The following is a 23,218-nucleotide window of genomic DNA, read 5'->3' as shown; positions in this document are numbered from 1 at the left end:
TTTGAGCGGTAGTCTGGCTCGCCGTGTACCTCAAGAGTCTGACGCTGAAGGGCTTCAAGTCCTTTGCCTCGCCGACGACTCTGCGTTTCGAGCCGGGCATCACCGCGGTGGTCGGGCCCAACGGTTCGGGCAAGTCCAACGTCGTCGACGCGCTGGCCTGGGTCATGGGCGAGCAGGGCGCCAAGACGCTGCGCGGCGGGAAGATGGAGGACGTCATCTTCGCCGGGACCTCGTCGCGCGCCCCGCTGGGCCGCGCCGAGGTCACCGTCACCATCGACAACTCCGACAACGCGCTGCCCATCGAGTACTCCGAGGTCTCGATCACCCGGCGGATGTTCCGCGACGGCGCCAGCGAATACGAAATCAACGGCAGCAGTTGCCGTTTGATGGACGTTCAGGAACTACTGAGCGACTCCGGGATCGGCCGGGAGATGCACGTCATCGTCGGGCAGGGCAAGCTCGACGAGATCCTGCAGTCGCGGCCCGAGGACCGTCGCGCGTTCATCGAGGAAGCCGCGGGCGTGCTCAAGCACCGCAAGCGCAAGGAGAAGGCCCTCCGCAAGCTCGACGCGATGTCGGCGAACCTGGCCCGGCTCACCGACCTGACCACCGAGCTGCGCCGCCAGCTCAAACCGTTGGGCCGCCAGGCCGAGGTGGCCCGCCGCGCCCAGACGATCCAGGCCGACCTGCGTGACGCGCGGCTGCGGCTGGCCGCCGACGACCTGGTCAACCGCAAGGGCGAGCGCGAGGCCATCTTCGAGGCCGAGGCCGCCATGCGGCGCGAACACGACGAGGCCTCCGCGCGGCTGGCCGTCGCGTCCGAGGAACTCACCGCGCACGAGACCGCCGTCGGCGAGCTCTCCGGACGCGCCGAATCGGTGCAGCACACCTGGTTCGCGCTGTCCGCGCTGGCCGAACGGGTGGCCGCCACGGTGCGCATCGCCAGCGAGCGGGCCCAGCACCTCGACGTGGAGCCGGTGGCGGCGGGCGACACCGACCCCGACGCTTTGGAAGCCGAGGCCGAGCAGGTCGCGATCGCCGAGCAGCGGCTGCTGGCGGAGTTGGCCGCGGCGCGCACCCGGCTCGACGGCGCGCGCGCCGAGTTGGCCGAGCGCGAGCGCGAGGCCGCCGAGGCCGACCGGGCGCACATGGCGGCGGTGCGCGCCGAGGCGGATCGGCGCGAAGGGCTGGCGCGGCTGGCCGGTCAGGTGGAGACGATGCGGGCGCGTGTCGAGTCGATCGACGACAGCGTCGCGCGGCTGTCCGAACGCATCGAAGCCGCCGCCGCCCGCGCCCAGCAGGCCAAGGCCGAATTCGAAACCGTGCAGGGTCGCGTCGGGGAACTCGACCAGGGCGAGATGGGACTCGACGAGCACCACGAGCGCACCGTGGCCGCGCTGCGGTTGGCCGACGCGCGGGTCGCCGAACTGCAGTCCGCCGAGCGGGACGCCGAACGCCAGGTGGCCTCGCTGCGCGCCCGCATCGACGCGCTCGCCGTCGGCCTCGAACGCAAGGACGGCGCCGCCTGGCTTACCCAAAACCATTCCGGCACAGGTCTTTTGGGTCCGATGGCCAAGCTGGTCAAGGTCCGCTCCGGCTACGAGGCGGCGCTGGCCGCGGTGCTGGGATCGGCGGCCGACGCGCTGGCCGCCGAGAGCTTCGGCGCGGCCCGGTCCGCGGTCGCCGCGCTCAAACAGGCCGACGGCGGCCGGGCCGCGCTGGTGCTCGGAGACTGGCCCGCCGATCACCCCGCCCCGCAGGCCGCCCCGGCGGGCGCGCTGTGGGCGCTCGACCTGATCGACGCTCCCGAGCGGCTGCGCGGCGCGATCACGGCGATGCTCTCGGGCGTCGCGGTGGTCGACGACCTGGACCGGGCGCTGGCCCTGGTGGCCGAGCATCCCCGGTTGCGCGCGGTCACCCTCGACGGCGACCTGGTGGGCGCCGGCTGGGTGAGTGGGGGCTCCGATCGCAAGCTGTCCACGCTCGAGGTGACCTCCGAGATCGACAAGGCCGGCGACGAGCTGACCGCCGCGGAGGCCCAGGTGGCCCAGCTGAGCGCGGCGCTGTCCGGCGCGCTGACCGAGCAGGCCGCCCGCCAGGACTCCGCCGAGCAGGCGCTGGCCGCCCTCAACGAATCCGACAGCGCCATCTCGGGAATGTACGAACAGCTCGGCCGGCTCGGCCAGGAAGCCCGCACGTCCGAGGACGAGTGGAGCAGGCTGCTGCGGCAACGCGAGGAGCTCGAAGCGGGCCGGACCCAGACCGTCGCCGAAGTCACCGAACTGGAAACCCGGCTGCGCAACGCCCAGGAGACCCAGCAGGCGCCGGCGGAGGAACCGGTGGACCGCCAGCAGATCGCCGCCGCCACCGAGAACGCGCGCAGCGTCGAAGTGGAGGCCCGGCTCGCGGTGCGCACCGCCGAGGAGCGCGCGAACGCGGTGCGCGGGCGGGCGGATTCGTTGCGCCGCGCGGCCGCCGCCGAACGCGAAGCCCGGGTGCGGGCCCAGCAAGCACGTGAGGCGCGGCTGCGGGCGGCCGCGGTGGCCGCGGCGGTGGCCGACTCCGGCCGGCTGCTGGCGCAGCGGTTGAACGGGGTCGTCGACTCGGCGTCCAAGATCCGCGACGCCCTGGCCGCCGAACGCCAGCAGCGCGCGACGGCGATGGCGGCGGTGCGCGACGAGGTGAACGCGCTGGGCGCCCGGGTGGCCGCCCTGACCGACTCGCTGCACCGCGACGAGGTGGCCAACGCCCAGGCTGCGCTGCGGATCGAGCAGCTCGAGCAGATGGTGCTCGAGCAGTTCGGCATGGCGCCCGAGGATTTGATCGCCGAGTACGGCCCGCAGAACGAGCTGCCGCCGACCGACCTGGAAATGGCCGAATACGAGCAGGCCAAGGAGCGCGGCGAGCAGGTCTTCGCGCCGGCCCCCATTCCCTACGACCGCGCCACCCAGGAGCGCCGGGCCAAGCGGGCCGAGCGCGAACTGGCCGAACTCGGCAGGGTCAACCCGCTGGCGCTGGAGGAGTTCGCCGCGCTCGAGGAGCGCTACAACTTCCTGTCCACCCAGCTCGAGGACGTCAAGGCCGCCCGCAAGGACCTGCTCGGGGTGGTCGACGAGGTCGACGCCCGCATCCTGCAGGTGTTCAGCGAGGCCTATGCCGACGTGGAGCGCGAATTCACCGAGGTCTTCACCGTGCTGTTCCCCGGCGGCGAGGGCCGGCTGCGGCTGACCGATCCGGGCGACATGCTCACCACGGGCATCGAGGTGGAGGCCCGTCCGCCGGGCAAGAAGGTCACCCGGCTCTCCCTGCTGTCCGGTGGCGAGAAGGCGCTGACCGCGGTGGCGATGCTGGTGGCGATCTTCCGGGCCCGCCCGTCGCCGTTCTACATCATGGACGAGGTGGAGGCCGCCCTCGACGACACCAACCTGCGGCGCCTGATCTCGCTGTTCGAGCTGCTGCGGGCGCGCTCGCAGCTCATCATCATCACCCACCAGAAGCCGACCATGGAGGTCGCCGACGCGCTCTACGGCGTGACCATGCAGGGCGACGGCATCACCGCGGTGATCTCCCAGCGGATGCGCGGCCAGCAGGTGGAGCAGTTGGTCACGACCTGATCGGCGGGCCGGGGCACGCCCCGGTGACCGACCGGCACCGGACCGCTTGAAACAATGTCAGCGTGTCCCAAGGTCTTTGGATCGCGCTCGCGGTCCTGATAGCTCTCGTCGTCCTGGTCGCGCTGGTCTTGGGCCTGCTGCGGTATCGCCGGCGGCGGATCAGCTTCTCGACGCGCGCCGAACCCGGGGCGATCGACCGCTCCGGCGGATACACCGCGTCGTCCGGGATCACCTTCAGCCAGACTCCGACCGTGGTGCCGCCCGAGCGGCTCGACACCACCGGGCTGCCCGGGGTGGGCGACGACGCCACCATCCCGCGTGATGCGCCGCGGCGCACCATCTCCGACGTCGACCTCCCCGAACCGGAGACCGTCGCGCCGCCACCGATCCCCGCCGCGCCACCCGAACCCGAAACCCCGGCGCCCGAGACCCCGGCGCCCGAAACGCCGGCCGCCCCCGAGATCGAGGAGATCGCGCCGCCCGAGGGCCGCCTGGAACGGCTGCGCGGCCGGCTGGCCCGTTCGCAAAGCGCCTTCGGCCGCAGCATGCTGGGCCTGATCGGCGGCGGCGACCTCGACGAAGACGCCTGGCAGGACGTCGAGGACACGCTGCTCGTCGCCGACCTGGGCCCCGTGGTCGCCGAATCGGTCATCGCCCAGCTGCGCGCCCGGCTGGCCGGCAGCGACGTGCGCACCGAGGCCGACGCGAAGGCCGTGCTGCGCGACGTGCTGATCAAGGAGCTGCAGCCCGGCATGGACCGGTCGATCCGGGCGCTGCCGCACGCCGACCATCCCTCGGTGCTGCTGGTCGTCGGCGTGAACGGCACCGGGAAGACCACCACGGTCGGCAAGCTGGCCCGCGTCCTGGTCGCCGACGGGCGGCGCGTCGTCCTGGGCGCCGCCGACACCTTCCGGGCCGCGGCCGCCGATCAGCTGCAGACCTGGGCGTCGCGGGTGGGCGCCGAGGTGGTGCGCGGGGCCGAAGGCGCCGACCCGGCGTCGGTGGCGTTCGACGCCGTCGACAAGGGCATCGCCGCCGGCGTCGACGTCGTGCTCATCGACACCGCGGGCCGGTTGCACACCAAGGTCGGGCTGATGGACGAACTCGACAAGGTCAAGCGCGTGGTGACCCGGCGCGCCGCGGTCGACGAGGTGCTGCTGGTGCTCGACGCCACCATCGGGCAGAACGGCCTGGCCCAGGCCCGGGTGTTCGCCGAGGTCGTCGAGATCACCGGGGCCGTCCTGACCAAGCTGGACGGAACGGCCAAGGGCGGCATCGTCTTTAGGGTCCAGCAGGAGCTCGGCGTGCCGGTTAAGCTGGTCGGGCTCGGTGAGGGCCCCGACGACCTCGCGCCATTCGAACCGGCCGCGTTCGTCGACGCGCTGCTCGGCTGACACCACCGCAGCGGCGCGCGGGACGTTAATCCCGCCGAAACACGACGGCACCATCGCCGAAACAACCATTGCGCAATCTTCTCGCAGGTCATCGGACGCATGTCCGGCGTCCCATTGCGGCCCGACCGGAGGAGATTGCGAGTGACATACCCGATGCTGGGCCAGCCCAACACCGGCGATACCGCCTGGATGCTGGCCAGTTCCGCGCTGGTGCTGTTGATGACGCCGGGTCTGGCGTTCTTCTACGGCGGTATGGTGCGCGCCCGAAGCGTGCTGAACATGCTCATGATGAGCATCAGCGCGATGGGCGTGGTCACCGTGCTGTGGGTGCTCTACGGCTATTCGATCGCCTTCGGCGACGACGTCGGCAACTTCATGGGCAAGCCGACGTCCTATTGGGGCCTCAAGGGCCTCATCGGCGTCAACGCGGTGGCCGCCGACCCCAGCAAAGGCACTGCGGCAACGGACATTCCGCTCGCCGGCACCCTGCCCGCCACGGTGTTCGTGGCGTTCCAGCTGATGTTCGCGATCATCACCGTCGCGCTGATCTCCGGCGCGGTGTCCGACCGCCTGAAGTTCGGCGCCTGGCTGGTGTTCGCCGGCCTGTGGGCCACGTTCGTCTACTTCCCGGTCGCCCACTGGGTTTTCGCGTTCGACGGCTTCGCCTCCGAGCACGGCGGCTGGATCGCCAACAAGCTGCACGCGATCGACTTCGCCGGCGGGACCGCCGTCCACATCAACTCCGGTGTGGCGGGCCTGATGCTGGCCATCGTGCTGGGGAAGCGGCGCGGCTGGCCCACCACGTTGTTCCGCCCGCACAACCTGCCGTTCGTGATGCTCGGCGCCGGGTTGCTGTGGTTCGGCTGGTACGGGTTCAACGCCGGGTCGGCCACCAGCTCCAACGGCGTCGCCGGGACGACGTTCGTCACCACCACGGTCGCGACGGCCACCGCGATGCTGGGCTGGATGCTGACCGAGCGCATCCGCGACGGCAAGGCGACGACGCTGGGGGCGGCGTCGGGCATCGTCGCGGGCCTGGTCGCCATCACCCCGTCCTGCTCGTCGGTCAACGTCCTGGGCGCGCTGGTCGTGGGCCTGGTCGCCGGGGTGCTGTGCGCGCTGGCCGTCGGCCTGAAATTCAAACTCGGCTTCGACGACTCGCTCGACGTGGTCGGGGTGCACCTGGTCGGCGGCCTGGCCGGCACGCTGCTGGTGGGCCTGCTCGCCGCCCCGGAAAGCCCGGCGATCAACGGCGTGGTCGGGGTGTCGAAGGGATTGTTCTACGGCGGCGGCTGGGCTCAGCTCGAGCGGCAGGCGATCGGCGCGTTCAGCGTCCTCGCCTACTCCGGGGTGGTTACGCTGATCCTGGCTTTGATCCTGAAGTACACCATCGGGCTTCGCCTCAACCCGGAAGCGGAAGCCACGGGTATCGACGAGGCCGAGCACGCCGAGAGTGGTTACGATTTCGCGGTGGCTACCGGCTCGGTGCTCCCGCCCCGGGTCGCTGTCGCGGACACCCGCAACGGCGTGAAGGAGGACCGAGTGGGCGACAAAGTGGAGGCAGAGCAGTCATGAAGCTGATCACCGCGATCGTGAAGCCGTTCACGCTCGATGACGTGAAGACCAGTCTCGAGGACGCGGGCGTCCTGGGGATGACGGTCAGCGAAATCCAGGGCTACGGGCGGCAGAAGGGGCACACCGAGGTCTACCGCGGTGCCGAATACTCCGTCGACTTCGTGCCCAAGGTGCGGATCGAGGTCGTCGTCGACGACTCCATCGTCGACAAGGTCGTGGACAGCATCGTCCGGGCGGCGCGCACCGGCAAGATCGGCGACGGCAAAGTGTGGGTCAGTCCCGTGGAAACCATTGTGCGCGTGCGCACCGGCGAGCGCGGAACCGATGCGCTATGACGCATTTCGTCAATTGCTGATTCGCCCCGGGCGGGCCGCGAGGGCATGACCCCGAACGGCTCCGATCCGCCCGGGCACCAAGCGGGGACAGGAAGCGCCGGCGGGGCAGTCGATTTGGCCGCCTCGCGGCGCCAACTGCTGTCCGAGGGCAGCAAGCTACACGCCGCCGAACTGCGGCACGCCTGGCTGGATCTGCACGAATCATGGTTGATGGCCAAGGCCGCCGAGATCGGGATCGACGACGACAGCGGCTTCGCGATCGTCGGCATCGGCGGGTTGGGCCGCCACGAGCTGCTGCCGTACTCCGACCTGGACCTGATGCTGTTGCACGACAACAAGTCCGACGACGTGCTGGGCAAGGTCGCCGACGGGTTGTGGTATCCGTTGTGGGACGCCAACGTTCGCCTCGACCACAGCGTGCGGACCGTGTCCGGCGCCCTGGGTGTGGCCAATGCCGACATGATCGCGGCCCTGGGCATGCTGGACGCACGCCACATCGCCGGCGACGCGCGGCTGTCCGAGGAACTGATCGCGGGCGCGCGACGCCAGTGGCGCAGCGCAATTCGCTCCCGGATGGATGAGCTCGTCGCGATGACGCAGGCCCGCTGGGAGCGCTGCGGGCGGATCGCGCAGCGGGCCGAACCGGACCTGAAGTCGGGCCGGGGCGCCCTGCGCGATGTGCAGTTGCTCGACGCGCTCGGCGTGGCCCAGCTCATCGACCGCCACGGCATGGCCCGCCCGGAGTCGCCGGGCGGCTCGCTGGACGACGCCCACCTGACGCTGCTCGACGTGCGCACCGAGTTGCACCGCGTGTCCGGACGCGGACGCGATCAGCTGCTGGCCCAATACGGCGACGAACTCAGCGCCGCGCTACACATCGGTGACCGATTCGACTTGGCCCGCAAGCTATCCGACGCCGGGCGCACCATCGCCTACCACGCCGAGACGGGGCTGCGCACCGCCGAGAACGCCCTGCCGCGCCGCGGCGTCTCGGCGTTGGTGCGCCGGCCCAAGCGCCGCCCCCTCGACGAGGGCGTCGTCGAATACGGCGGAGAGATCGTGCTCGCCCGCGACGCGCGACCCGACACCGACGTGGGCTTGGTGCTGCGGGTGGCCGCCGCGTCGGCCGACACCGGGTTGCCGATCGGCGCCGCCACGCTGAGCCGCCTGGCCGCCGGCGCGCCCGAGATGCCGGTGCCCTGGCCGCGGGAAGCGTTGGACGACTTACTGGTTGTGCTGTCCGCCGGCCCGACGACCGTGGCCACCATCGAGGCGCTCGACCGCACCGGGCTGTGGGGCCGGCTGCTGCCCGAATGGGACGCGATCCGCGACCTGCCGCCGCGCGACGTCGCGCACAAATGGACGGTGGACCGCCACGTCATCGAGACGGCCGTCAACGCCGCGCCGCTGGCGACCCGCGTGGCGCGGCCCGACCTGCTCGCGCTCGGCGCGCTGCTGCACGACATTGGCAAGGGCCGCGGCGTCGACCACAGCGTGCTCGGCGCGGGCCTGGCCCTGGATATCGGGCCGCGACTGGGGATCTCGCCCGCCGACTCCGAGACGCTCGCGCAGCTGGTCCGCCACCACCTGCTGCTGCCGGTCGTGGCGACCCGCAGCGACCTGAACGACCCCAAAACCATTGAGCGCGTGTCGAAGTCGCTCGGCGGCGATCCGCTGCTGCTCGAAGTGCTGCATGCGCTCACCGAAGCCGACTCCAAGGCCACCGGGCCGGGGGTGTGGAGCGAATGGAAGGCGTCCCTGATCGAGGAGTTGGTTCGGCGCTGCCGGCTGGTGATGGCGGGGGAGCCGCTTCCGGAGGCCGAACCGACTGCACCCCAATATCTTTCGTTGGCCGCTCAACGCGCGGTCCACGTGGAGATCAAGCCCAGTGGCGGTGAGCGGCTGGACGTGGTGATGGCCGCCCCGGATCAGCGGGGGCTCGTGTCCAAGGCCGCGGCGGTGCTGGCGCTGAACTCGCTGCGCATCCATTCGGCGTCGGCCAGCACCGACGCGGGTTTCGCGGTCGTCGAATTCGTGGTGTCGCCGCTGTTCGGTTCGCCGCCGGAGGCGGGCCTGCTGCGCCAGCAGTTCACCGGCGCGCTCGCCGGTGACGTCGACGTGTTGGGCACGCTGGAGAAACGCGACAGCGACGCCGCCGGCGCGGCGTCCACGCGGGCCGGCGAGGTTCAGGTCGGGGTGCCGGTGACGCGCTCGACCGCCCCGCCCCGCATCCTGTGGGTCGATACGGCCACCGCCGGCCAGCTGATCGTCGAGGTCCGCGCCATGGACCGCCTGGGGCTGCTCGCGATGCTGACCCGGGCGCTGGAGCGGGCCGGAACCGACATCGTCTGGGCCAAGGTCAACACGTTCGGGTCGACAGCGGCCGACGTCTTTTGCGTGACGGCCGCCTCCGGCGGGCAAGCCGGGCGGGACGCGGTCGAGCAGAGCCTGCTCGCCGCGCTCGGCGGGCCGGCGGTCGAGGTGCTCGAGGAACCCGTCGGCGACTAACCCCGATGACGCCGGCGATCACCGCAACTTCTGGGCGAATTCGATGACGTGGCCGTCCGGGTCGGCGATGTGGAGCGTCCTTTCACGCCAGGGCCGGTCCACCGGTCCCGTGAGGATTTCGACACCGAGGTGCCGCAACCGTTCCGCCTCGCTGTCCACGTCGTCAACCAGGAAACCGATCTCACCGCACGGCGGGTCGCCGCCCTCGCGGCCGATGAGCTGCGGCAGCTTCGACCGCTCGAAAAGCGAGAACTTGGTGTTGGCCGTCTCGAACTCGACGTAGCCGTCGCCTTCGATCCGCACCTGCAGCCCGATCACGTCGCGGTAGAACGTCACCGACCTCGTGAGCGACTCCACGTAGTGGATGACGTAGTCCACGCGCCGCATGAAACACCTCGGCGGGTGCTAGCTCACCGGTCGCCGTCGGCCCGAGCCGTATCGAGCCGAACGACCCGCAGTTCGCCGTGCGCGAGGCAGGCTGCATAACCGTGGTGCTTGCTGTAGAGCTCCCACGCGATGGCGTTGTCGTTGCACGGCACGTCGATCTTGTGATCGTCGGAGAACTCGAGGTGGAGATCTCCGGTGTCGGACCAGACGGCACTCGTGCAGCTCGATCCGGCGAAATCGAAGAGCGGACGCAGTTGACCCGCCGGGTGGTTCGGGTCGATGGCGATCACTTCGGCGGGTGAGGTTTCGATGGCCGGCAGGGTCAGACGCATCGGTGCCGTGATCACCAGCTCGTTGTAGTCCTCGAAATTCAGCACCAGGCCGTCGCGGAACATGATCCGCTGAACCGCACAGCCCTCGAGCCACTGCTCGATCACTTTCTGTTCGGTCATAGATTCCACTCTGGCCCCAATTTGGCACATGCACAACCGTGGTGGGCCATGCCGTACCGGCTCACGACGTCTCGGCGTTGAGCCGGCGCACGGCGTCGATGCGCGCCCGCAGCTGTTCGCGGCTCGCGGCGGCGATCGGGGGGCCGCCGCAGCGGCGCCGCAATTCGTTGTGGATCCAGCCGTGCGGCTTGCCCGTCCGGTGATGGGCGATCGAGACGAGCGCGTTGAGCTCGCGGCGCAGCTCGCGAAGCTGGCCGTGCACCGTGGCCGACGGGGATTCGACGGCACCCGGCGATCCGGTCTCCTGGTGCAGCCGGGCCCGCCGCTGCAGCTGTTCGTCCTGGCGCTGGTGCAGCAGCGCACGCATCTGCTCGGCGTCGAGCAGGCCCGGGATGCCGAGGTAGTCGGCCTCCTCGTCGCTGCCCGCCGGCGCGGCGGTGCCGAACGATGATCCGTCGAAGATGAGCTGATCGAGCTCCGCGTCGGCGCCCAGCGAGGTGAACCCCTTGTCGAGGTCGCTCTTCTCGTCCTGCGTCTTGGTGGCGGGATCGCCGTCGAGGGGATCGCCCTCGGATTCCCGGTGCGGCTCGCCGAGCACGTGGTTGCGCTGCGCCTCCAGCTCGCTGGCCAGCTGCAGCAGGTTGGGCACCGACGGCACGAAGATGCTGGCGATCTCGCCCGGGCGCCGCGACCGCACGAACCGGCCGATGGCTTGGGCGAAGAACAGCGGGGTCGAGGCGCTGGTGGCGTAGATCCCGACCGACAGCCGCGGCACGTCGACGCCCTCGGAGACCATGCGCACCGCGACGAGCCAGCGGCTGGTGCTCGCCGCGAACTCGCTGATGCGCGCCGACGAGCCGGGGTCGTCGGAGAGCACCAGCGTCGGCGCCTCGCCGGTCAGCTTCGTCAGCAGGGTGGCATAGGCGCGGGCCGCGGTCTGATCGGAGGCGATGATCATGCCGCCGGCGTCGGGCACGTGCGTGCGCAGCTGGCGCAGCCGCAGGTCCGCGGCGGTGATCACCGCGGGCATCCACTCGCCGGCGGGATCCAGCGCCGTGCGCCACGCCCGCGCCGTCTGCTCGGCGGACAGCGGCTCGCCCAGTCGGGCGGCGTGCTCCTCGCCGGCGCTGTCGCGCCACCGGGCCTCCCCGGAGTAGGCGAGGAAGACCACGGGCCGGACCACGCCGTCGGCCAGGGCGTCGGTGTAGCCGTAGGTGTGGTCTGCCTGCGACCGCCGTATGCCGTCGGGACCGGCCTCGTAGGTCACGAACGGGATGGGGCTGTCGTCGCTGCGGAAGGGCGTGCCCGTCAGCGCGAGCCGGCGGGTGGCGTCGTCGAACGCCTCGCGGATGGCGTCGCCCCAGGTCTTGGCGTCCCCGCCGTGATGGATCTCGTCGAAGACGACCAGCGTCTTGCGCTGCTCGGTGCGGACCCGGTGCAGCGTGGGATGCGCGGCGACCTGAGCGTAGGTGACCATGACGCCGTGATACTCCGGCGCGATCCGCGGGTTGGCGTTGGAGAATCTCGGGTCCAGGGCGATGCCGTGCCGCGCCGCGGCCTGCGCCCACTGCACCTTGAGGTGCTCGGTGGGCACCACGACGGTGACCTGCTCGACCGCGCGCTGGCCGAGGAGTTCGGCCGCCACCCGCAGCGCGAACGTCGTCTTGCCGGACCCGGGGGTGGCCACCGCCAGGAAGTCGCGCGGCTGGCCGGCGAGATATTTGACGAGCGCCCTGCGCTGCCAGCCGCGCAGCACGGCGGTGCCGCTGTGGTCGCCGTGGTCGGTGTCGGTCCGCGCTTGGATGCTGCTGGCCGGCATCGACACAGGCCCCCCAATCGTTGCTGTTCGACACGGCCAGCTCGGTTGAGTGGCGGCTGTGAAATCTAGCACGCCAACGCTTTTCGATGTTGGAGCGACTCGACTCGCTATCGTGCGTGGGTCACCGCTTCGTGGGTCTGCAGCCAGTCGCGGATGCGTTCGGCGACGTCGGCCCAGCCCGGCTCGAGCATCATGTTGTGGCCCATGGAAAAGAATTCCGGCTCGGTGCCGTAGGCCCGCGCGGTGGCGCGCACGTCGCCGGGGCTGACGAAGCCGTCGTGCTCGGCGCCCAGGACCAGGATCGGCGTGGTCACCCGCCGGGTCCGGACGCGGCGGACCATCGGATCGGTCATGGCGGCGCGCACGCTCTCGGCCCCGGCCTGTTGCCGGCAGGCCTCGACGATGTCCTCGGGTGTGTCGGCGCAGAAGAGGTATTCGCGGGCCAGCGCCGGGGTGGCCAAAAATTTCAGCAGCGTGGGATCGTTCCAGGCTTCCATGGTCATCGACGGCCGGCGGCGCCAGACGCGCAACGCCATTTTGAGCACGCCCTGCGGCGGCACCGAGCCCACCAGCACCGCGGCCGGGGCGCTGCGCTCTTCGAGGTAGCGCTGGATCACGAACCCGCCCAGGGAGTGCCCGATCAGGATCGGCGCGCCACCGAGGTCGTCGGCCACCGAGCGGACGTCCTCGATGTAGTCGGCGATGGACACCTTGCGCAACGGCTTCGCGGTGGGGCTGGTGCCGTGCCCGCGCAGGCTCACCGCGACCGTGCGGTAGCCGGCGTCGGCGAAGAAGTCCTGGAAGTGTTCCCAGCACCACGCGCCGTGCCACCCGCCGTGGACGAAGAGCAGGGGCACCGGGTGCTCGGCAGTGCAGGACCCTTTGTCGATCAGCTCGAGCATCAGGTCATTCCCTTCGCTAGTCCCTGCCGAAACATAAGCCACGCCGACGCGTGTCCGGGGCGGATTCGTGCCGACGGGGGCGGCCGAGTGTGCGGCCGCGCGCGCACTCGCGGCCGAATGGGCGGCGGGCCGTACACTCGTCGTCCGCGCGGCAAGCTGCGCCCGGCGGCGTGGGTCGCGCTTGCGGTGCCACTAGGCTGGCGGGGTGTTTGAATCGCTGTCCGACCGATTGACCGGCGCCCTCGCGGGGCTACGTGGCAAGGGTCGACTGACCGACGCCGATATCGAGGCCACCACCCGCGAGATCCGGCTGGCGCTGCTGGAAGCCGACGTGTCGTTGCCCGTCGTGCGCGCCTTCGTCACCCGGATCAAGGACCGCGCCAAGGGCGCCGAGGTCTCGGGTGCCCTCAACCCGGCGCAGCAGGTCGTCAAGATCGTCAACGAAGAACTCATCGGCATCCTGGGCGGACAGACCCGCCAGCTGGCGTTCGCGAAGACGCCGCCGACCGTGGTGATGCTCGCCGGCCTGCAGGGTTCCGGTAAGACGTCGCTGGCCGGCAAGCTGGCGGCCTGGCTGCGCGGGCAGGGCCACACCCCGCTGCTGGTGGCGTGCGACCTGCAGCGCCCGGCCGCGGTCAACCAGCTGCAGGTGGTCGGCGAGCGGGCCGGGGTGCCGGTGTTCGCGCCGCACCCGGGTGAATCCCCGGGGTCCGGACCCGGCGACCCGGTCGCGGTCGCCGCGGCGGGAATCGCCGAGGCCAACGCCAAGCACTTCGACGTCGTCATCGTCGACACCGCCGGCCGGCTCGGCATCGACGACGAACTGATGGCGCAGGCCGCGGCCATCCGCGACGCCATCGACCCCGACGAGGTGCTCTTCGTCCTGGACGCGATGATCGGTCAGGACGCCGTCACCACCGCCGAGGCGTTCCGCGAGGGCGTCGGCTTCACCGGGGTGGTGCTCACCAAGCTCGACGGCGACGCCCGCGGTGGCGCGGCGCTCTCGGTCCGCGAAGTGACCGGTGTCCCAATCCTTTTCGCCTCCACCGGCGAGAAGCTGGAGGACTTCGACGTCTTCCATCCCGACCGGATGTCCAGCCGCATCCTGGGCATGGGCGACGTGCTGAGCCTGATCGAGCAGGCCGAGCAGGTCTTCGACGCCGAACAGGCAGAGGCCGCCGCGGTCAAGATCGGCACCGGCGAGCTCACGCTCGAGGACTTCCTGGAACAGATGCTCGCCATCCGCAAGATGGGCCCGATCGGCAACCTGCTGGGCATGCTGCCCGGGGCCGGGCAGATGAAGGACGCGCTGGCCCAGGTCGACGACCGCCAACTCGACCGCCTGCAGGCCATCATCCGCGGTATGACCCCCGCCGAGCGCGCCGACCCGAAGATCATCAACGCGTCGCGGCGGCTGCGCATCGCCAACGGTTCGGGCGTCACGGTCTCGGAGGTCAACCAGCTGGTCGACCGCTTCTTCGAGGCCCGCAAGATGATGTCGTCCATGCTCGGCGGCATGGGCATCCCCGGGATGGGCCGCAAGTCCGCGACGCGAAAGTCCAAGGGCGCCAAGGGCAAGGCGGGCAAGAAGGCCAAGAAGGGCGGGCGGGGCCCGACGCCACCCAAGGCGAGAAACCCGCTGGCCGCCGGCATGCCGGCCGGGTTCCCCGACCTGTCGCAGATGCCCGAGGGTCTCAACGAGCTGCCGCCCGGGCTGGCCGACTTCGATCTGTCCAAGCTGAAGTTCCCGGGCAAGTCGTGACCGGAAGAAACTAGCCGCCGTGCGCCTGCACGTGCGGGGCGTGGGACTGCCCGACGAGACCGAGATCCAACTGTGGATCGTCGACGGCCGCATCAGCACCGAACCCATCGCCGGCGCCGACACCGTCTTCGACGGCGGATGGATCGTGCCCGGGCTGGTGGACGCGCACTGCCACGTCGGCCTGGGCCATCACGGCGAGATCCCGCTCGACGAGGCGATCGCCCAGGCCGAGACGGAACGCGACGTCGGGGCGTTGTTGTTGCGGGACTGCGGATCGCCCACTGACACGCGCAGCCTCGACGACCGCGACGACATGCCCCGCATCATCCGCGCCGGCAGGCATCTGGCCAGACCCAAGCGCTACGCGGCGGGGTTCTCGCGCGAACTGGAGGACGAGTGGCAGCTGCCGGACGCGGTCGCCGAGGAGGCGCGCCGCGGCGACGGCTGGATCAAGCTCGTCGGCGACTGGATCGACCGCGGCGCCGGCGACCTCGCGCCACTGTGGTCCGACGACGTCCTGGCGGCCGCGATCGAGGCCGCCCACGCCCACGGCGCCCGGGTCACCGCGCACGTCTTCAGCGAGGACGCGCTGCCCGGCCTGATCAACGCCGGCATTGACTGCATCGAACACGGCACCGGCCTGGACGACGACACCATCGAGCTGATGGCCTCCCGCGGCACCGTGCTGGTTCCCACGCTGGTCAACGTCCTCGAGAATTTCCCCGGCATCGCCGAGGCCGCCGCGAAGTATCCGGCCTACGCCGCCCACATGCGCGACCTGCACGCGCGCGGCCCGTCGCGTATCGCCGCGGCGCGGGAAGCCGGCGTGCAGATATATGCCGGAAGTGACGCCGGCACCATGGTCGCGCACGGTCGCATCGCCGACGAGGTCGAAGCGCTCAAGGGCATCGGCATGAGCCCGACGCAGGCGCTGGGGGCGGCCTGCTGGGACGCGCGCCGCTGGCTCGGCCGCCCCGGCCTCGACCACGGCGCCTCGGCGGACCTGCTGTGCTTCGCCCGCGACCCGCGGTCGGGGCCCGCCGTGCTGAACAATCCCGATCTGATCATGTTGCGCGGCAAGATCTTCCGTTCACCGGCGTAGCCGGCGCGTCGCGGTCGCCGCGGCCGCTCGGTGACGCAGACTAACCAGCGCTTCCGGGCACCGCCACGCTGCGCCGAAGAAAGATTGCGAGTGCTTGCTATCTATGTTAGCGTTCGGCAACGATGACCGGAAGGACGCCATGGCCTACGACGTGATCATTCGCGACGGATTGTGGTTCGACGGCACCGGCGCCGCGCCGCTCACCCGCACACTGGGCATCCGCGACGGTGTCGTGGTCGCCGTCTCGGCCGAGGCGCTGGACGAGACCGGTTGCCCCGAGGTGATCGAGGCGGCCGGCAAATGGGTCGTGCCCGGCTTCCTCGACGTGCACACCCACTACGACGCCGAAGTGCTGCTGGACCCCGGCCTGCGCGAGTCGGTGCGCCACGGTGTCACCACCGTGCTGCTGGGCAACTGCTCGTTGTCGACCGTCTATGCCGATTCCGAGGACGCCGCCGATCTGTTCAGCCGAGTGGAGGCGGTTCCGCGCGAATACGTCTTCGGCGCGCTGAGTTCGGGCCGGACGTGGTCGACGGCGGCGGAATACGTCAAGGCGATCGACGCCCTGCCGCTGGGCCCCAATGTCGGTTCGCTGCTTGGTCATTCGGACCTGCGCACCGCGGTGCTCGGACTGGAACGGGCCACCGATCCGACGATTCGGCCCACCGACGACGAGCTGAAAAAGATGGCGGCGCTGCTCGACGAGGCGCTGGACGCCGGGCTGCTCGGCATGTCCGGGATGGACGCGGCCATCGACAAACTCGACGGCGAACGTTTCCGGTCCCGCGCGCTGCCGTCCACCTTCGCGACCTGGCGGGAACGGCGCAAACTCATCAAAGTCCTGCGCAAGCGCGGCCGGATCCTGCAGAGCGCGCCGAATCTTCAGAACCCGATCCTGTCGCTGATGTTCTTCTTGACCAGCAGCCGAATCTTCGGGCGCGGCAAGGGAGTCCGGATGAGCATGCTGGTCTCCGCGGACGCCAAGTCGATGCCGCTCGCCGTGCACACCTTCGGGCTCGGCACCCGGGTGCTCAACACCTTGCTGCGGTCCAGCGTGCGGTTCCAGCACCTGCCGGTGCCGTTCGAATTGTATTCCGACGGAATCGATCTGCCGGTGTTCGAGGAGTTCGGGGCGGGCACCGCAGCGCTGCACCTGCGGGATCAGTTGCAGCGCAACGAACTTCTGGCCGACGAGGCCTATCGTCGTCGGTTCCGCCGCGAGTTCGACCGCATCAAGCTAGGACCGTCGCTGTGGCACCGCGACTTTCACGACGCGGTCATCGTCGAATGCCCCGACGCGTCGTTGATCGGCAAGAGCTTCGGTGCGATCGCCGACGAGCGTGGCCTGCACCCACTGGACGCGTTCCTCGACGTGCTCGTCGAAAACGGCGAGCGCAACGTCCGGTGGACCACCATCGTGGCCAACCACCGGCCCAAGCAGCTCGACAAGCTCGCCGCCGACCCCAGCATCCACATGGGTTTCTCCGACGCCGGCGCGCACCTGCGCAACATGGCGTTCTACAACTTTGCACTGCGCATGCTCAAGCGCACCCAGGACGCGCACCGGGCCGGGGCGCCCTTCCTGTCGATACAGCAGGCGGTGCACCGGCTCACCGGCGAACTGGCCGAGTGGTTCGGCATCGACGCCGGCACGCTGCGGGTCGGCGACCGCGCGGACTTCGTGGTCATCGACCCGGCCGGTCTCGACGAATCCGTCGACCGCTACCACGAGGAAGCGGTGCCGTTCTACGGTGGCCTGCGCCGCATGGTCAACCGTAACGACCACGCCGTCGTCGCGACCGGCGTGGGCGGCGTCGTCGTGTTCGGCGGGGGCCGATTCCGCGACGGCTACGGGCAAACCGTGACGTCGGGCCGCTACCTGCGGGCCGGCGAGCGCGCCCGCCGACCACAGGGCGCCCTGACCCAGAGCGCCTGACATGGCCAGAACCCAGCAACAGCGCCGCCAGGAAACCGTCGGGCGGCTGCTCGACGCCTGCATCGCCACCATCATCGAGGTCGGCTACGCCCGGGCGTCCGCCGCGGTGATCACCAAGCGGGCCGGGGTGTCGGTGGGCGCGCTGTTCCGGCACTTCGACACTATGGGCGACTTCATGGCGGCGACGGCGTCGGAGGTGCTGCGCCGCCAGCTGGAGTCGTTCACCAAGGGGGTCGCCGAGATACCCGCCGACCGGCCGGCCCTGGAGGCGGCCCTGGGGATCCTGCGTGACATCACCAGCGGTCCGGCCAACGCCGTCATCTATGAACTGCTGGTGGCCGCCCGCACCGACGAAAAGCTCAGGGAGACTTTGCAACACGAGCTCGGGCAGTATGCGGCGAAGATCCACGACGCCGCCCGGGCGCTCCCGGGCGCCGAACGCTTCCCCGAGGACACCTTCCCGGTGTTCGTGGCGCTGATGACCAACGTGTTCGACGGCGCCGCCGTGGTGGAAGGCGTGCTGCCGCAACCGGACATCGCGGCCCAGCGGATCCCGGTGCTGATGGCGCTGCTGACCGCCGCGCTGCCGGATTGAGCTGCGCGAGCGGCGATTACAGCGAGCCGATGCCGGCCTGCGGGCTTTGCGCGAATCCCCAGTCGAACAACGTCGCCGCCTGATCCCAATACGACGGCCCGCCCTCTTTCACCAACCCGTACATCATGGCGATCACCAGCCGGCGGCCACCGCGCGCGGCGGCGCCGACGAAGGTCTTGCGGGCGGCGTTGGTGAACCCTGTCTTGCCGCCGATCGCGCCGGGGTAGCGCTGCAGCAGTTCGTCCTGGTTGGTGATGAGGCGGTCGCCGTTATCGCCGGGGAACATCGCCGACGGCTCGGCGGTGATCTGCGCGAACACCGGGTTGGCCATCGCCGCGCGGAAGATCACGGCCAGGTCGTGCGCCGTGGACGAGCCCGACCCGCCCGGGCCGTCCAGGCCGGACGGCGTCGCCGCGTGCGTGTTGGTGGCGCCCAGCGAGGCCGCCTTCGCGTTCATCTTGGCGACGGTGACGTCGGGGCCGCCCAGCATGTGGGCCAACGTGTTGGCGGCGTCGTTGCCCGAGACCAGCAGCAGGCCGTCGAGGAGCTGGCGCGCGGTGTAGGTGCGGCCCGGTTTGATGCCGACGCAGTTGCATTCGACCTGGGTGTCGGCGACGTCGGCGACCACCGTGGAATCCAGGCTCACCGAATCCAGGACCACCTGGGCCAGCAGCGTCTTGATCGTGCTCGCCGGCGGGTGGGCCACGTTCTGGTCGCGGCCGGCGAGCACCTGACCGCTGTCCAGATCGGCGATGATCCACGTCTGCGCCGGGCCGTCGGGGATGGGGATCGAGCCGATCGGTTGGCTGCTGTCGGCGCGCGAGAGGGGGACAGGGGCACCGAACGCGACGACGGCGAGCAGCGCCGCGGCCATCCCGGACACCGAGCCCACGAGCTTCCGCATGGGCCGAGAGTCTAACTTCCGGCCCTTGTCGCCGCGGATTTTCGTCTACTGTCCGATGCATGTTGAGCCTGGCCGAGATATCCGACCGCCTTGAGATCCAGCAGCTTCTGGTGGATTACTCCACCGCCATCGACAATCGCCGCTTCGACGACCTGGACCGGGTGTTCACCCCCGACGCCTACATCGACTACACGGCGCTGGGCGGCATCGAGGGGCACTATCCCGAGGTCAAGAAGTGGCTGGCCGAGGTGCTGCCCAACTTCCCGGTGTATGCCCACATGCTCGGCAATTTCTCGGTACGCATCGACGGGGACACGGCGTCGTCGCGGGTGATCTGCTTCAACCCGATGGTGCTCGGTGGCGATAACGAGCAGGTGCTGTTCTGCGGCCTCTGGTACGACGACGAGTTCGCGCGCACCCCCGAGGGCTGGCGGATGACCCGGCGCGTGGAGACCAAGGTCTTCCAGAAGGTGATGTGAGGCTCGACCGGATGGTGGCGACCCGCCGCGCCCGGCTGCGCCGCGCTTGCGATCGCCACAATTTCTGATCGCCGCCCCTGGTCTGGCACAATAGGCGGCTGTCCGCCGAGCGATCACGCATCGCCGGCCGGTCAGAAACGCGAGGCAAAACCGGATCCGGGCATTCCCGCCCCGATCGCTGAATTGCAGCGTGACACACACAGGAGAAGTCGCTTAACCATGGCTGTCAAGATCAAGCTCACCCGGCTTGGCAAGATCCGCAATCCCCAGTACCGCATCGCCGTCGCCGACGCGCGGACCCGGCGCGACGGTCGCTCCATCGAGGTCATCGGCCGGTATCACCCGAAGGAAGACCCGAGCTTCATCGAGATCGACTCCGAGCGCGCCCAGTACTGGCTGTCCGTGGGTGCCCAGCCCACCGAGCCCGTCCTCAAGCTGCTGAAGATCACCGGCGACTGGCAGAAGTTCAAGGGCCTGCCCGGGGCCGAGGGCCGCCTGAAGGTCAAGCCCGCCAAGCCCAGCAAGCTGGAGCTGTTCAACGCCGCGCTGGCCGAGGCCGAGGGCGGACCGACCACCGAGGCCGCGAAGCCGAAGAAGAAGTCCCCGGCGAAGAAGACCGCGAAGGCCGCCGAGGGCGAGTCCAAGGCCGAGTCCGAGGGCGCCGCGCAGACCGCCGAGACGAAGCCGGCCGAGGCGCCCGCCGAGGGCGGCGAGCAGGCCGAGTCGACCACCGAGAGCTGACCCCGGCGATGAGTACGGTTGTCGTTGACGCTGTTGAGCACCTGGTTCGCGGGATCGTTGACAACCCCGACGACGTCCGGGTCGACATGGTGACCAGCCGCCGGGGGCGGACGGTCGAGGTTCACGTCCACCCCGACGACTTGGGCAAGGTGATCGGCCGCGGCGGTCGCACGGCGACCGCGCTGCGCACGCTGGTCGCCGGTATCGGCGGTCGCGGCATCCGCGTCGACGTGGTGGACACCGACCAGTAGAGAACCCCGGTGGAATTGACCGTCGGGCGCGTCGTCAAAGCGCACGGGATCGGCGGCGAAATCGTCGTCGAAATCCGCACCGACGACCCGGACGCCAGGTTCGCGCCGGGTAATACGTTGCGCGGCAAGGCGTCTCGCGGCGGTGGGGAGCGGGATTTCGTCGTCGAGAGCGCGCGTGAACACGGCGGACGGCTGCTGGTGCGGCTGGCCGGCGTCACCGACCGCGACGCCGCCGACGCGCTGCGCGGCACCCTGTTCGTCGTCGATTCCGACGATTTGCCGCCGATCGACGAGGCCGACACCTACTACGATCACGAACTCGAAGGCCTGCACGTGCGGACGATCACGGGCCACGACGTCGGTGTCGTCGCCGAGGTCCTGCACACCGCCGCGGGGGAGTTGTTGGCGGTGCGGCGCGAATCCGGGGAGGCGTTGGTGCCGTTCGTGACCGCGATCGTGACGTCGGTGTCGCTGGACGACGGCACCATCGAGATCGATCCGCCCGAAGGCCTCCTGGATCTGTAGGGCCTTCGAGATGAGAATCGACGTCGTCACGATCTTTCCCGCCTACCTGGACCCGCTGCGGCAATCGTTGCCGGGCAAGGCGATTCAGTCCGGGCTGGTCGATTTGGCGGTACACGACCTGCGGCGGTGGACGCACGACGTGCACCGCTCGGTCGACGACGCCCCCTACGGCGGCGGTCCGGGGATGGTGATGAAGGCGCCGGTGTGGGGTGATGCCCTCGACGAGATCTGCTCCGGCGAAACGCTTTTGGTGGTCCCGACGCCGGCCGGGGCCCTGTTCACGCAGGCCACCGCCGCGCGCTGGAGCGCCGAGAAGCACCTGGCGTTCGCGTGCGGCCGCTACGAGGGCATCGACCAGCGGGTCATCGAGGACGCCGGGCGGCGGATGCGGGTGGAAGAGGTCTCCATCGGCGACTACGTGTTGCCGGGCGGGGAGTCGGCGGCCGTCGTGATGATCGAGGCCGTGCTGCGGCTCCTCGACGGCGTCCTGGGCAATCCCGCGTCGCGCCAAGATGATTCGCACTCGCCGGCGCTGGACCGCCGCCTGGAGGGGCCGAGCTATACCCGTCCGCCGACCTGGCGGGGGCTGCAGGTCCCCGAGGTGCTGCTCTCCGGTGACCATGCGCGAATCGCCGCGTGGCGACGGGAGATCTCGCTGCAGCGCACCCGCGAACGCCGCCCGGAGCTGCTTGACCCGGAAGACTAGAGGCCGCGCGCCACCGCGTCGATGCGGCCCTCGGGAAAGATCGTCTTGACCGCCCGGGTGATGGTGTCCCGCGCGGTGGCGTCGTCGGAGGCCTGCAGGGACTGCACCACCATGATGTAGCGGCGGTCGGCCCCGATCACGCCCGTCGACAGGTGCATCCAGTCGCTGCCGATGCAGCACATCCAACCCTGCTTGACGGCGACCGGTTCGGCGTACAGGCCGTCCGGGATGCCGAACCGCTGCGGGTAGCCGTCGACGCCGTTGGGGGTGGACTGGGCCAGGTCGTTGACGATGATCTTGGCCTGGTCGGCGGGCAGGCCGCCGGAGCCGTCCAGCAGCATCTCGTAGTAGCGGATCAGGTCGGTCACCGAGCTCATCGTGTTCCACCAGCGCCCGTCGCTGGGCGGGGTGGTGGACGCCAGGCCGTAGCGGGCGGCCACCTCGGAGATGATGGCGGACCCGCCGCCCTGCCCCCAGAACCGCTCGGCGGCGCCGTCGTCGGAGGACTGCAACATGATGTCGAGCGCCTGGCGGTCCTCGGCGCTCAGGGCGGCCTTGCCCTCGGCCTGGTGCAGCAACAGGTCGTCGGCGATGAACAGCTTCGCCACCGACGCGGTGCCCACGACCTGGCCGTTGCCGTTGGAAACCAGCTGGTGGGTGCGGCGATCGAGGATGGCCACCGACAGCGCGGCGCCGCTCGCGGCGGCCTCCTCGGTGGCCTGATGGACGCGCTCCTGCAGCGGGGCGGACCCCGCGCCCGGCAGCGCCTGGGGCGGCTGGGGCTCCTGCGGCGGTGTGGCGGCCTCGAGCATCAGCGCCGCCGACTGCGGTGGTGCGGGTGCCGGCCGCTGCGGGATGACCCGAACGGGCGCGTTGATAGGCAGGCTGTACACCTTGGCCTGAACCAGCGCCTCGGAACCGGCGGCAACCAGCAACGTCACCGCCGCGGTGGCGGTGAGCAGCGTCAGTGGCCGTACCCGCATTCCACTCCTTCGGCGCGACTTCGGACGTGACTTGGACACAGTGCAGCGGTGCGGACCCTCGCGCGCCACCCGTACCGGCCGTCACGCAATGGTGCGGGTAGCGCGTTCCGACCCCAGTCATATGTACCATTCACCAGCGCATTCGGCTCGCCGCGAACCGCCGACTTCGTGTGATTTTCGCGGCACGCGCACCGTCTGGCACAATTGACCAGTTGTCTCCAGCGGCTGCAGGCCGCCTGCGCCATTTC

The 23,218-nt window shown here is 70.3% G+C and carries 20 protein-coding genes; 14 read left to right on the top strand and 6 right to left on the bottom strand.

The genetic code is table 11. From position 1 onward, the window contains the following. Positions 1-23: 23 nt before the first annotated feature. From smc to OCQ_RS18180, 5 genes are all read left to right on the top strand, one after another. Positions 24-3,614 carry a chromosome segregation protein SMC gene (gene smc, locus OCQ_RS18200; RefSeq protein WP_008258935.1) on the top strand — a complete coding sequence of 1,197 codons (3,591 nt, stop codon included), beginning with the start codon at positions 24-26 and terminating at the stop codon, positions 3,612-3,614. 62 nt (positions 3,615-3,676) lie between these two features. After that, positions 3,677-5,008: a signal recognition particle-docking protein FtsY gene (ftsY, locus tag OCQ_RS18195; RefSeq protein ID WP_014382983.1), complete on the top strand. Its 1,332-nt coding sequence runs from the start codon at positions 3,677-3,679 to the stop codon at positions 5,006-5,008. 153 nt (positions 5,009-5,161) lie between these two features. After that, a complete protein-coding gene (locus tag OCQ_RS18190; RefSeq protein WP_009955175.1) occupies positions 5,162-6,583 on the top strand; it encodes an ammonium transporter in 1,422 nt (473 codons plus the stop codon). After that, a complete protein-coding gene (gene glnB / locus OCQ_RS18185) occupies positions 6,580-6,918 on the top strand; it encodes a nitrogen regulatory protein P-II (protein ID WP_003878721.1) in 339 nt (112 codons plus the stop codon). Before OCQ_RS18190 ends, glnB begins: the two co-directional genes overlap by 4 nt. A 45-nt stretch (positions 6,919-6,963) precedes the next feature. Beyond that, entirely contained in the window at positions 6,964-9,426 is a 2,463-nt protein-coding gene (locus tag OCQ_RS18180; protein ID WP_080588036.1) for a [protein-PII] uridylyltransferase, read from the top strand. 18 nt (positions 9,427-9,444) lie between these two features. On the opposite strand, the gene OCQ_RS18175 is transcribed toward OCQ_RS18180, so the two are convergent. The 4 genes from OCQ_RS18175 to OCQ_RS18160 form a co-directional block, all read right to left on the bottom strand. Continuing rightward, a complete protein-coding gene (locus OCQ_RS18175) occupies positions 9,445-9,813 on the bottom strand; it encodes a VOC family protein (protein WP_036459365.1) in 369 nt (122 codons plus the stop codon). A 23-nt stretch (positions 9,814-9,836) separates the two neighbouring features. Beyond that, positions 9,837-10,265, bottom strand: coding sequence for a DUF6188 family protein (locus tag OCQ_RS18170; protein ID WP_009955179.1), 429 nt, complete (start codon positions 10,263-10,265; stop codon positions 9,837-9,839). Between the two features lie 61 nt (positions 10,266-10,326). Beyond that, positions 10,327-12,090: a DEAD/DEAH box helicase gene (locus OCQ_RS18165; protein WP_014385468.1), complete on the bottom strand. Its 1,764-nt coding sequence runs from the start codon at positions 12,088-12,090 to the stop codon at positions 10,327-10,329. 101 nt (positions 12,091-12,191) lie between these two features. Next, positions 12,192-12,986, bottom strand: coding sequence for an alpha/beta hydrolase (locus tag OCQ_RS18160; protein ID WP_009955181.1), 795 nt, complete (start codon positions 12,984-12,986; stop codon positions 12,192-12,194). Positions 12,987-13,191: 205 nt separating this feature from the next. Here OCQ_RS18160 and ffh point away from each other — a divergent pair, with 205 nt between their 5' ends. The 4 genes from ffh to OCQ_RS18140 all read left to right on the top strand — a co-directional run bounded on the left by ffh (position 13,192) and on the right by OCQ_RS18140 (position 18,381). Then, complete coding sequence (gene ffh, locus OCQ_RS18155) at positions 13,192-14,748, top strand: signal recognition particle protein (RefSeq protein ID WP_009955183.1); 1,557 nt, start codon at positions 13,192-13,194, stop codon at positions 14,746-14,748. Positions 14,749-14,767: 19 nt separating this feature from the next. After that, positions 14,768-15,850: an amidohydrolase family protein gene (locus OCQ_RS18150; RefSeq protein ID WP_014385467.1), complete on the top strand. Its 1,083-nt coding sequence runs from the start codon at positions 14,768-14,770 to the stop codon at positions 15,848-15,850. A 103-nt stretch (positions 15,851-15,953) separates the two neighbouring features. Continuing rightward, a complete protein-coding gene (locus OCQ_RS18145) occupies positions 15,954-17,786 on the top strand; it encodes an N-acyl-D-amino-acid deacylase family protein (protein WP_020188524.1) in 1,833 nt (610 codons plus the stop codon). Between the two features lies 1 nt (position 17,787). Further along, the gene (locus OCQ_RS18140) at positions 17,788-18,381 is read left to right on the top strand and encodes a TetR/AcrR family transcriptional regulator (protein ID WP_014385466.1); all 594 of its coding nucleotides are present in this window, start codon (positions 17,788-17,790) and stop codon (positions 18,379-18,381) included. Positions 18,382-18,397: 16 nt separating this feature from the next. Here the strand turns inward: OCQ_RS18140 and OCQ_RS18135 are convergent, their stop codons facing one another. Then, positions 18,398-19,285: a D-alanyl-D-alanine carboxypeptidase family protein gene (locus OCQ_RS18135; RefSeq protein ID WP_009955186.1), complete on the bottom strand. Its 888-nt coding sequence runs from the start codon at positions 19,283-19,285 to the stop codon at positions 18,398-18,400. Between the two features lie 59 nt (positions 19,286-19,344). Here OCQ_RS18135 and OCQ_RS18130 point away from each other — a divergent pair, with 59 nt between their 5' ends. The 5 genes from OCQ_RS18130 to trmD all read left to right on the top strand — a co-directional run bounded on the left by OCQ_RS18130 (position 19,345) and on the right by trmD (position 21,987). Then, positions 19,345-19,764 carry a nuclear transport factor 2 family protein gene (locus OCQ_RS18130; protein WP_009955187.1) on the top strand — a complete coding sequence of 140 codons (420 nt, stop codon included), beginning with the start codon at positions 19,345-19,347 and terminating at the stop codon, positions 19,762-19,764. 219 nt (positions 19,765-19,983) lie between these two features. After that, positions 19,984-20,505 carry a 30S ribosomal protein S16 gene (gene rpsP, locus OCQ_RS18125; protein WP_014382972.1) on the top strand — a complete coding sequence of 174 codons (522 nt, stop codon included), beginning with the start codon at positions 19,984-19,986 and terminating at the stop codon, positions 20,503-20,505. A gap of 8 nt (positions 20,506-20,513) precedes the next feature. After that, complete coding sequence (locus OCQ_RS18120) at positions 20,514-20,756, top strand: RNA-binding protein (RefSeq protein WP_003878715.1); 243 nt, start codon at positions 20,514-20,516, stop codon at positions 20,754-20,756. Positions 20,757-20,765: 9 nt separating this feature from the next. Further along, the gene (gene rimM / locus OCQ_RS18115) at positions 20,766-21,281 is read left to right on the top strand and encodes a ribosome maturation factor RimM (RefSeq protein WP_014385465.1); all 516 of its coding nucleotides are present in this window, start codon (positions 20,766-20,768) and stop codon (positions 21,279-21,281) included. Between the two features lie 10 nt (positions 21,282-21,291). Next, positions 21,292-21,987: a tRNA (guanosine(37)-N1)-methyltransferase TrmD gene (gene trmD, locus OCQ_RS18110; RefSeq protein WP_014385464.1), complete on the top strand. Its 696-nt coding sequence runs from the start codon at positions 21,292-21,294 to the stop codon at positions 21,985-21,987. Here the strand turns inward: trmD and OCQ_RS18105 are convergent. After that, complete coding sequence (locus tag OCQ_RS18105; RefSeq protein ID WP_014385463.1) at positions 21,984-22,970, bottom strand: serine hydrolase; 987 nt, start codon at positions 22,968-22,970, stop codon at positions 21,984-21,986. The genes trmD and OCQ_RS18105 overlap by 4 nt on opposite strands. Between the last annotated feature and the right edge of the window lie 248 nt (positions 22,971-23,218).

Source organism: Mycobacterium paraintracellulare, assembly GCF_000276825.1.
Classification (GTDB): Bacteria; Actinomycetota; Actinomycetes; order Mycobacteriales; family Mycobacteriaceae; genus Mycobacterium; species Mycobacterium intracellulare.
Note: the sequence above shows the minus strand (reverse complement) of the source record. Positions and strands in the feature narration are given on the sequence as shown.

Coding starts and splice junctions, on each gene's coding strand:
- OCQ_RS18190 (WP_009955175.1), top strand. CDS start 5,162: ATGCTGGGCCAGCCCAACACCGGCGATACCGCCTGGATGCTGGCCAGT.
- glnB (WP_003878721.1), top strand. CDS start 6,580: ATGAAGCTGATCACCGCGATCGTGAAGCCGTTCACGCTCGATGACGTG.
- OCQ_RS18180 (WP_080588036.1), top strand. CDS start 6,964: ATGACCCCGAACGGCTCCGATCCGCCCGGGCACCAAGCGGGGACAGGA.
- OCQ_RS18175 (WP_036459365.1), bottom strand. CDS start 9,813: ATGCGGCGCGTGGACTACGTCATCCACTACGTGGAGTCGCTCACGAGG.
- OCQ_RS18170 (WP_009955179.1), bottom strand. CDS start 10,265: ATGACCGAACAGAAAGTGATCGAGCAGTGGCTCGAGGGCTGTGCGGTT.
- OCQ_RS18160 (WP_009955181.1), bottom strand. CDS start 12,986: ATGCTCGAGCTGATCGACAAAGGGTCCTGCACTGCCGAGCACCCGGTG.
- OCQ_RS18145 (WP_020188524.1), top strand. CDS start 15,954: ATGTTAGCGTTCGGCAACGATGACCGGAAGGACGCCATGGCCTACGAC.
- OCQ_RS18140 (WP_014385466.1), top strand. CDS start 17,788: ATGGCCAGAACCCAGCAACAGCGCCGCCAGGAAACCGTCGGGCGGCTG.
- OCQ_RS18135 (WP_009955186.1), bottom strand. CDS start 19,285: ATGCGGAAGCTCGTGGGCTCGGTGTCCGGGATGGCCGCGGCGCTGCTC.
- OCQ_RS18130 (WP_009955187.1), top strand. CDS start 19,345: ATGTTGAGCCTGGCCGAGATATCCGACCGCCTTGAGATCCAGCAGCTT.
- rpsP (WP_014382972.1), top strand. CDS start 19,984: ATGGCTGTCAAGATCAAGCTCACCCGGCTTGGCAAGATCCGCAATCCC.
- OCQ_RS18120 (WP_003878715.1), top strand. CDS start 20,514: ATGAGTACGGTTGTCGTTGACGCTGTTGAGCACCTGGTTCGCGGGATC.
- trmD (WP_014385464.1), top strand. CDS start 21,292: ATGAGAATCGACGTCGTCACGATCTTTCCCGCCTACCTGGACCCGCTG.
- OCQ_RS18105 (WP_014385463.1), bottom strand. CDS start 22,970: ATGCGGGTACGGCCACTGACGCTGCTCACCGCCACCGCGGCGGTGACG.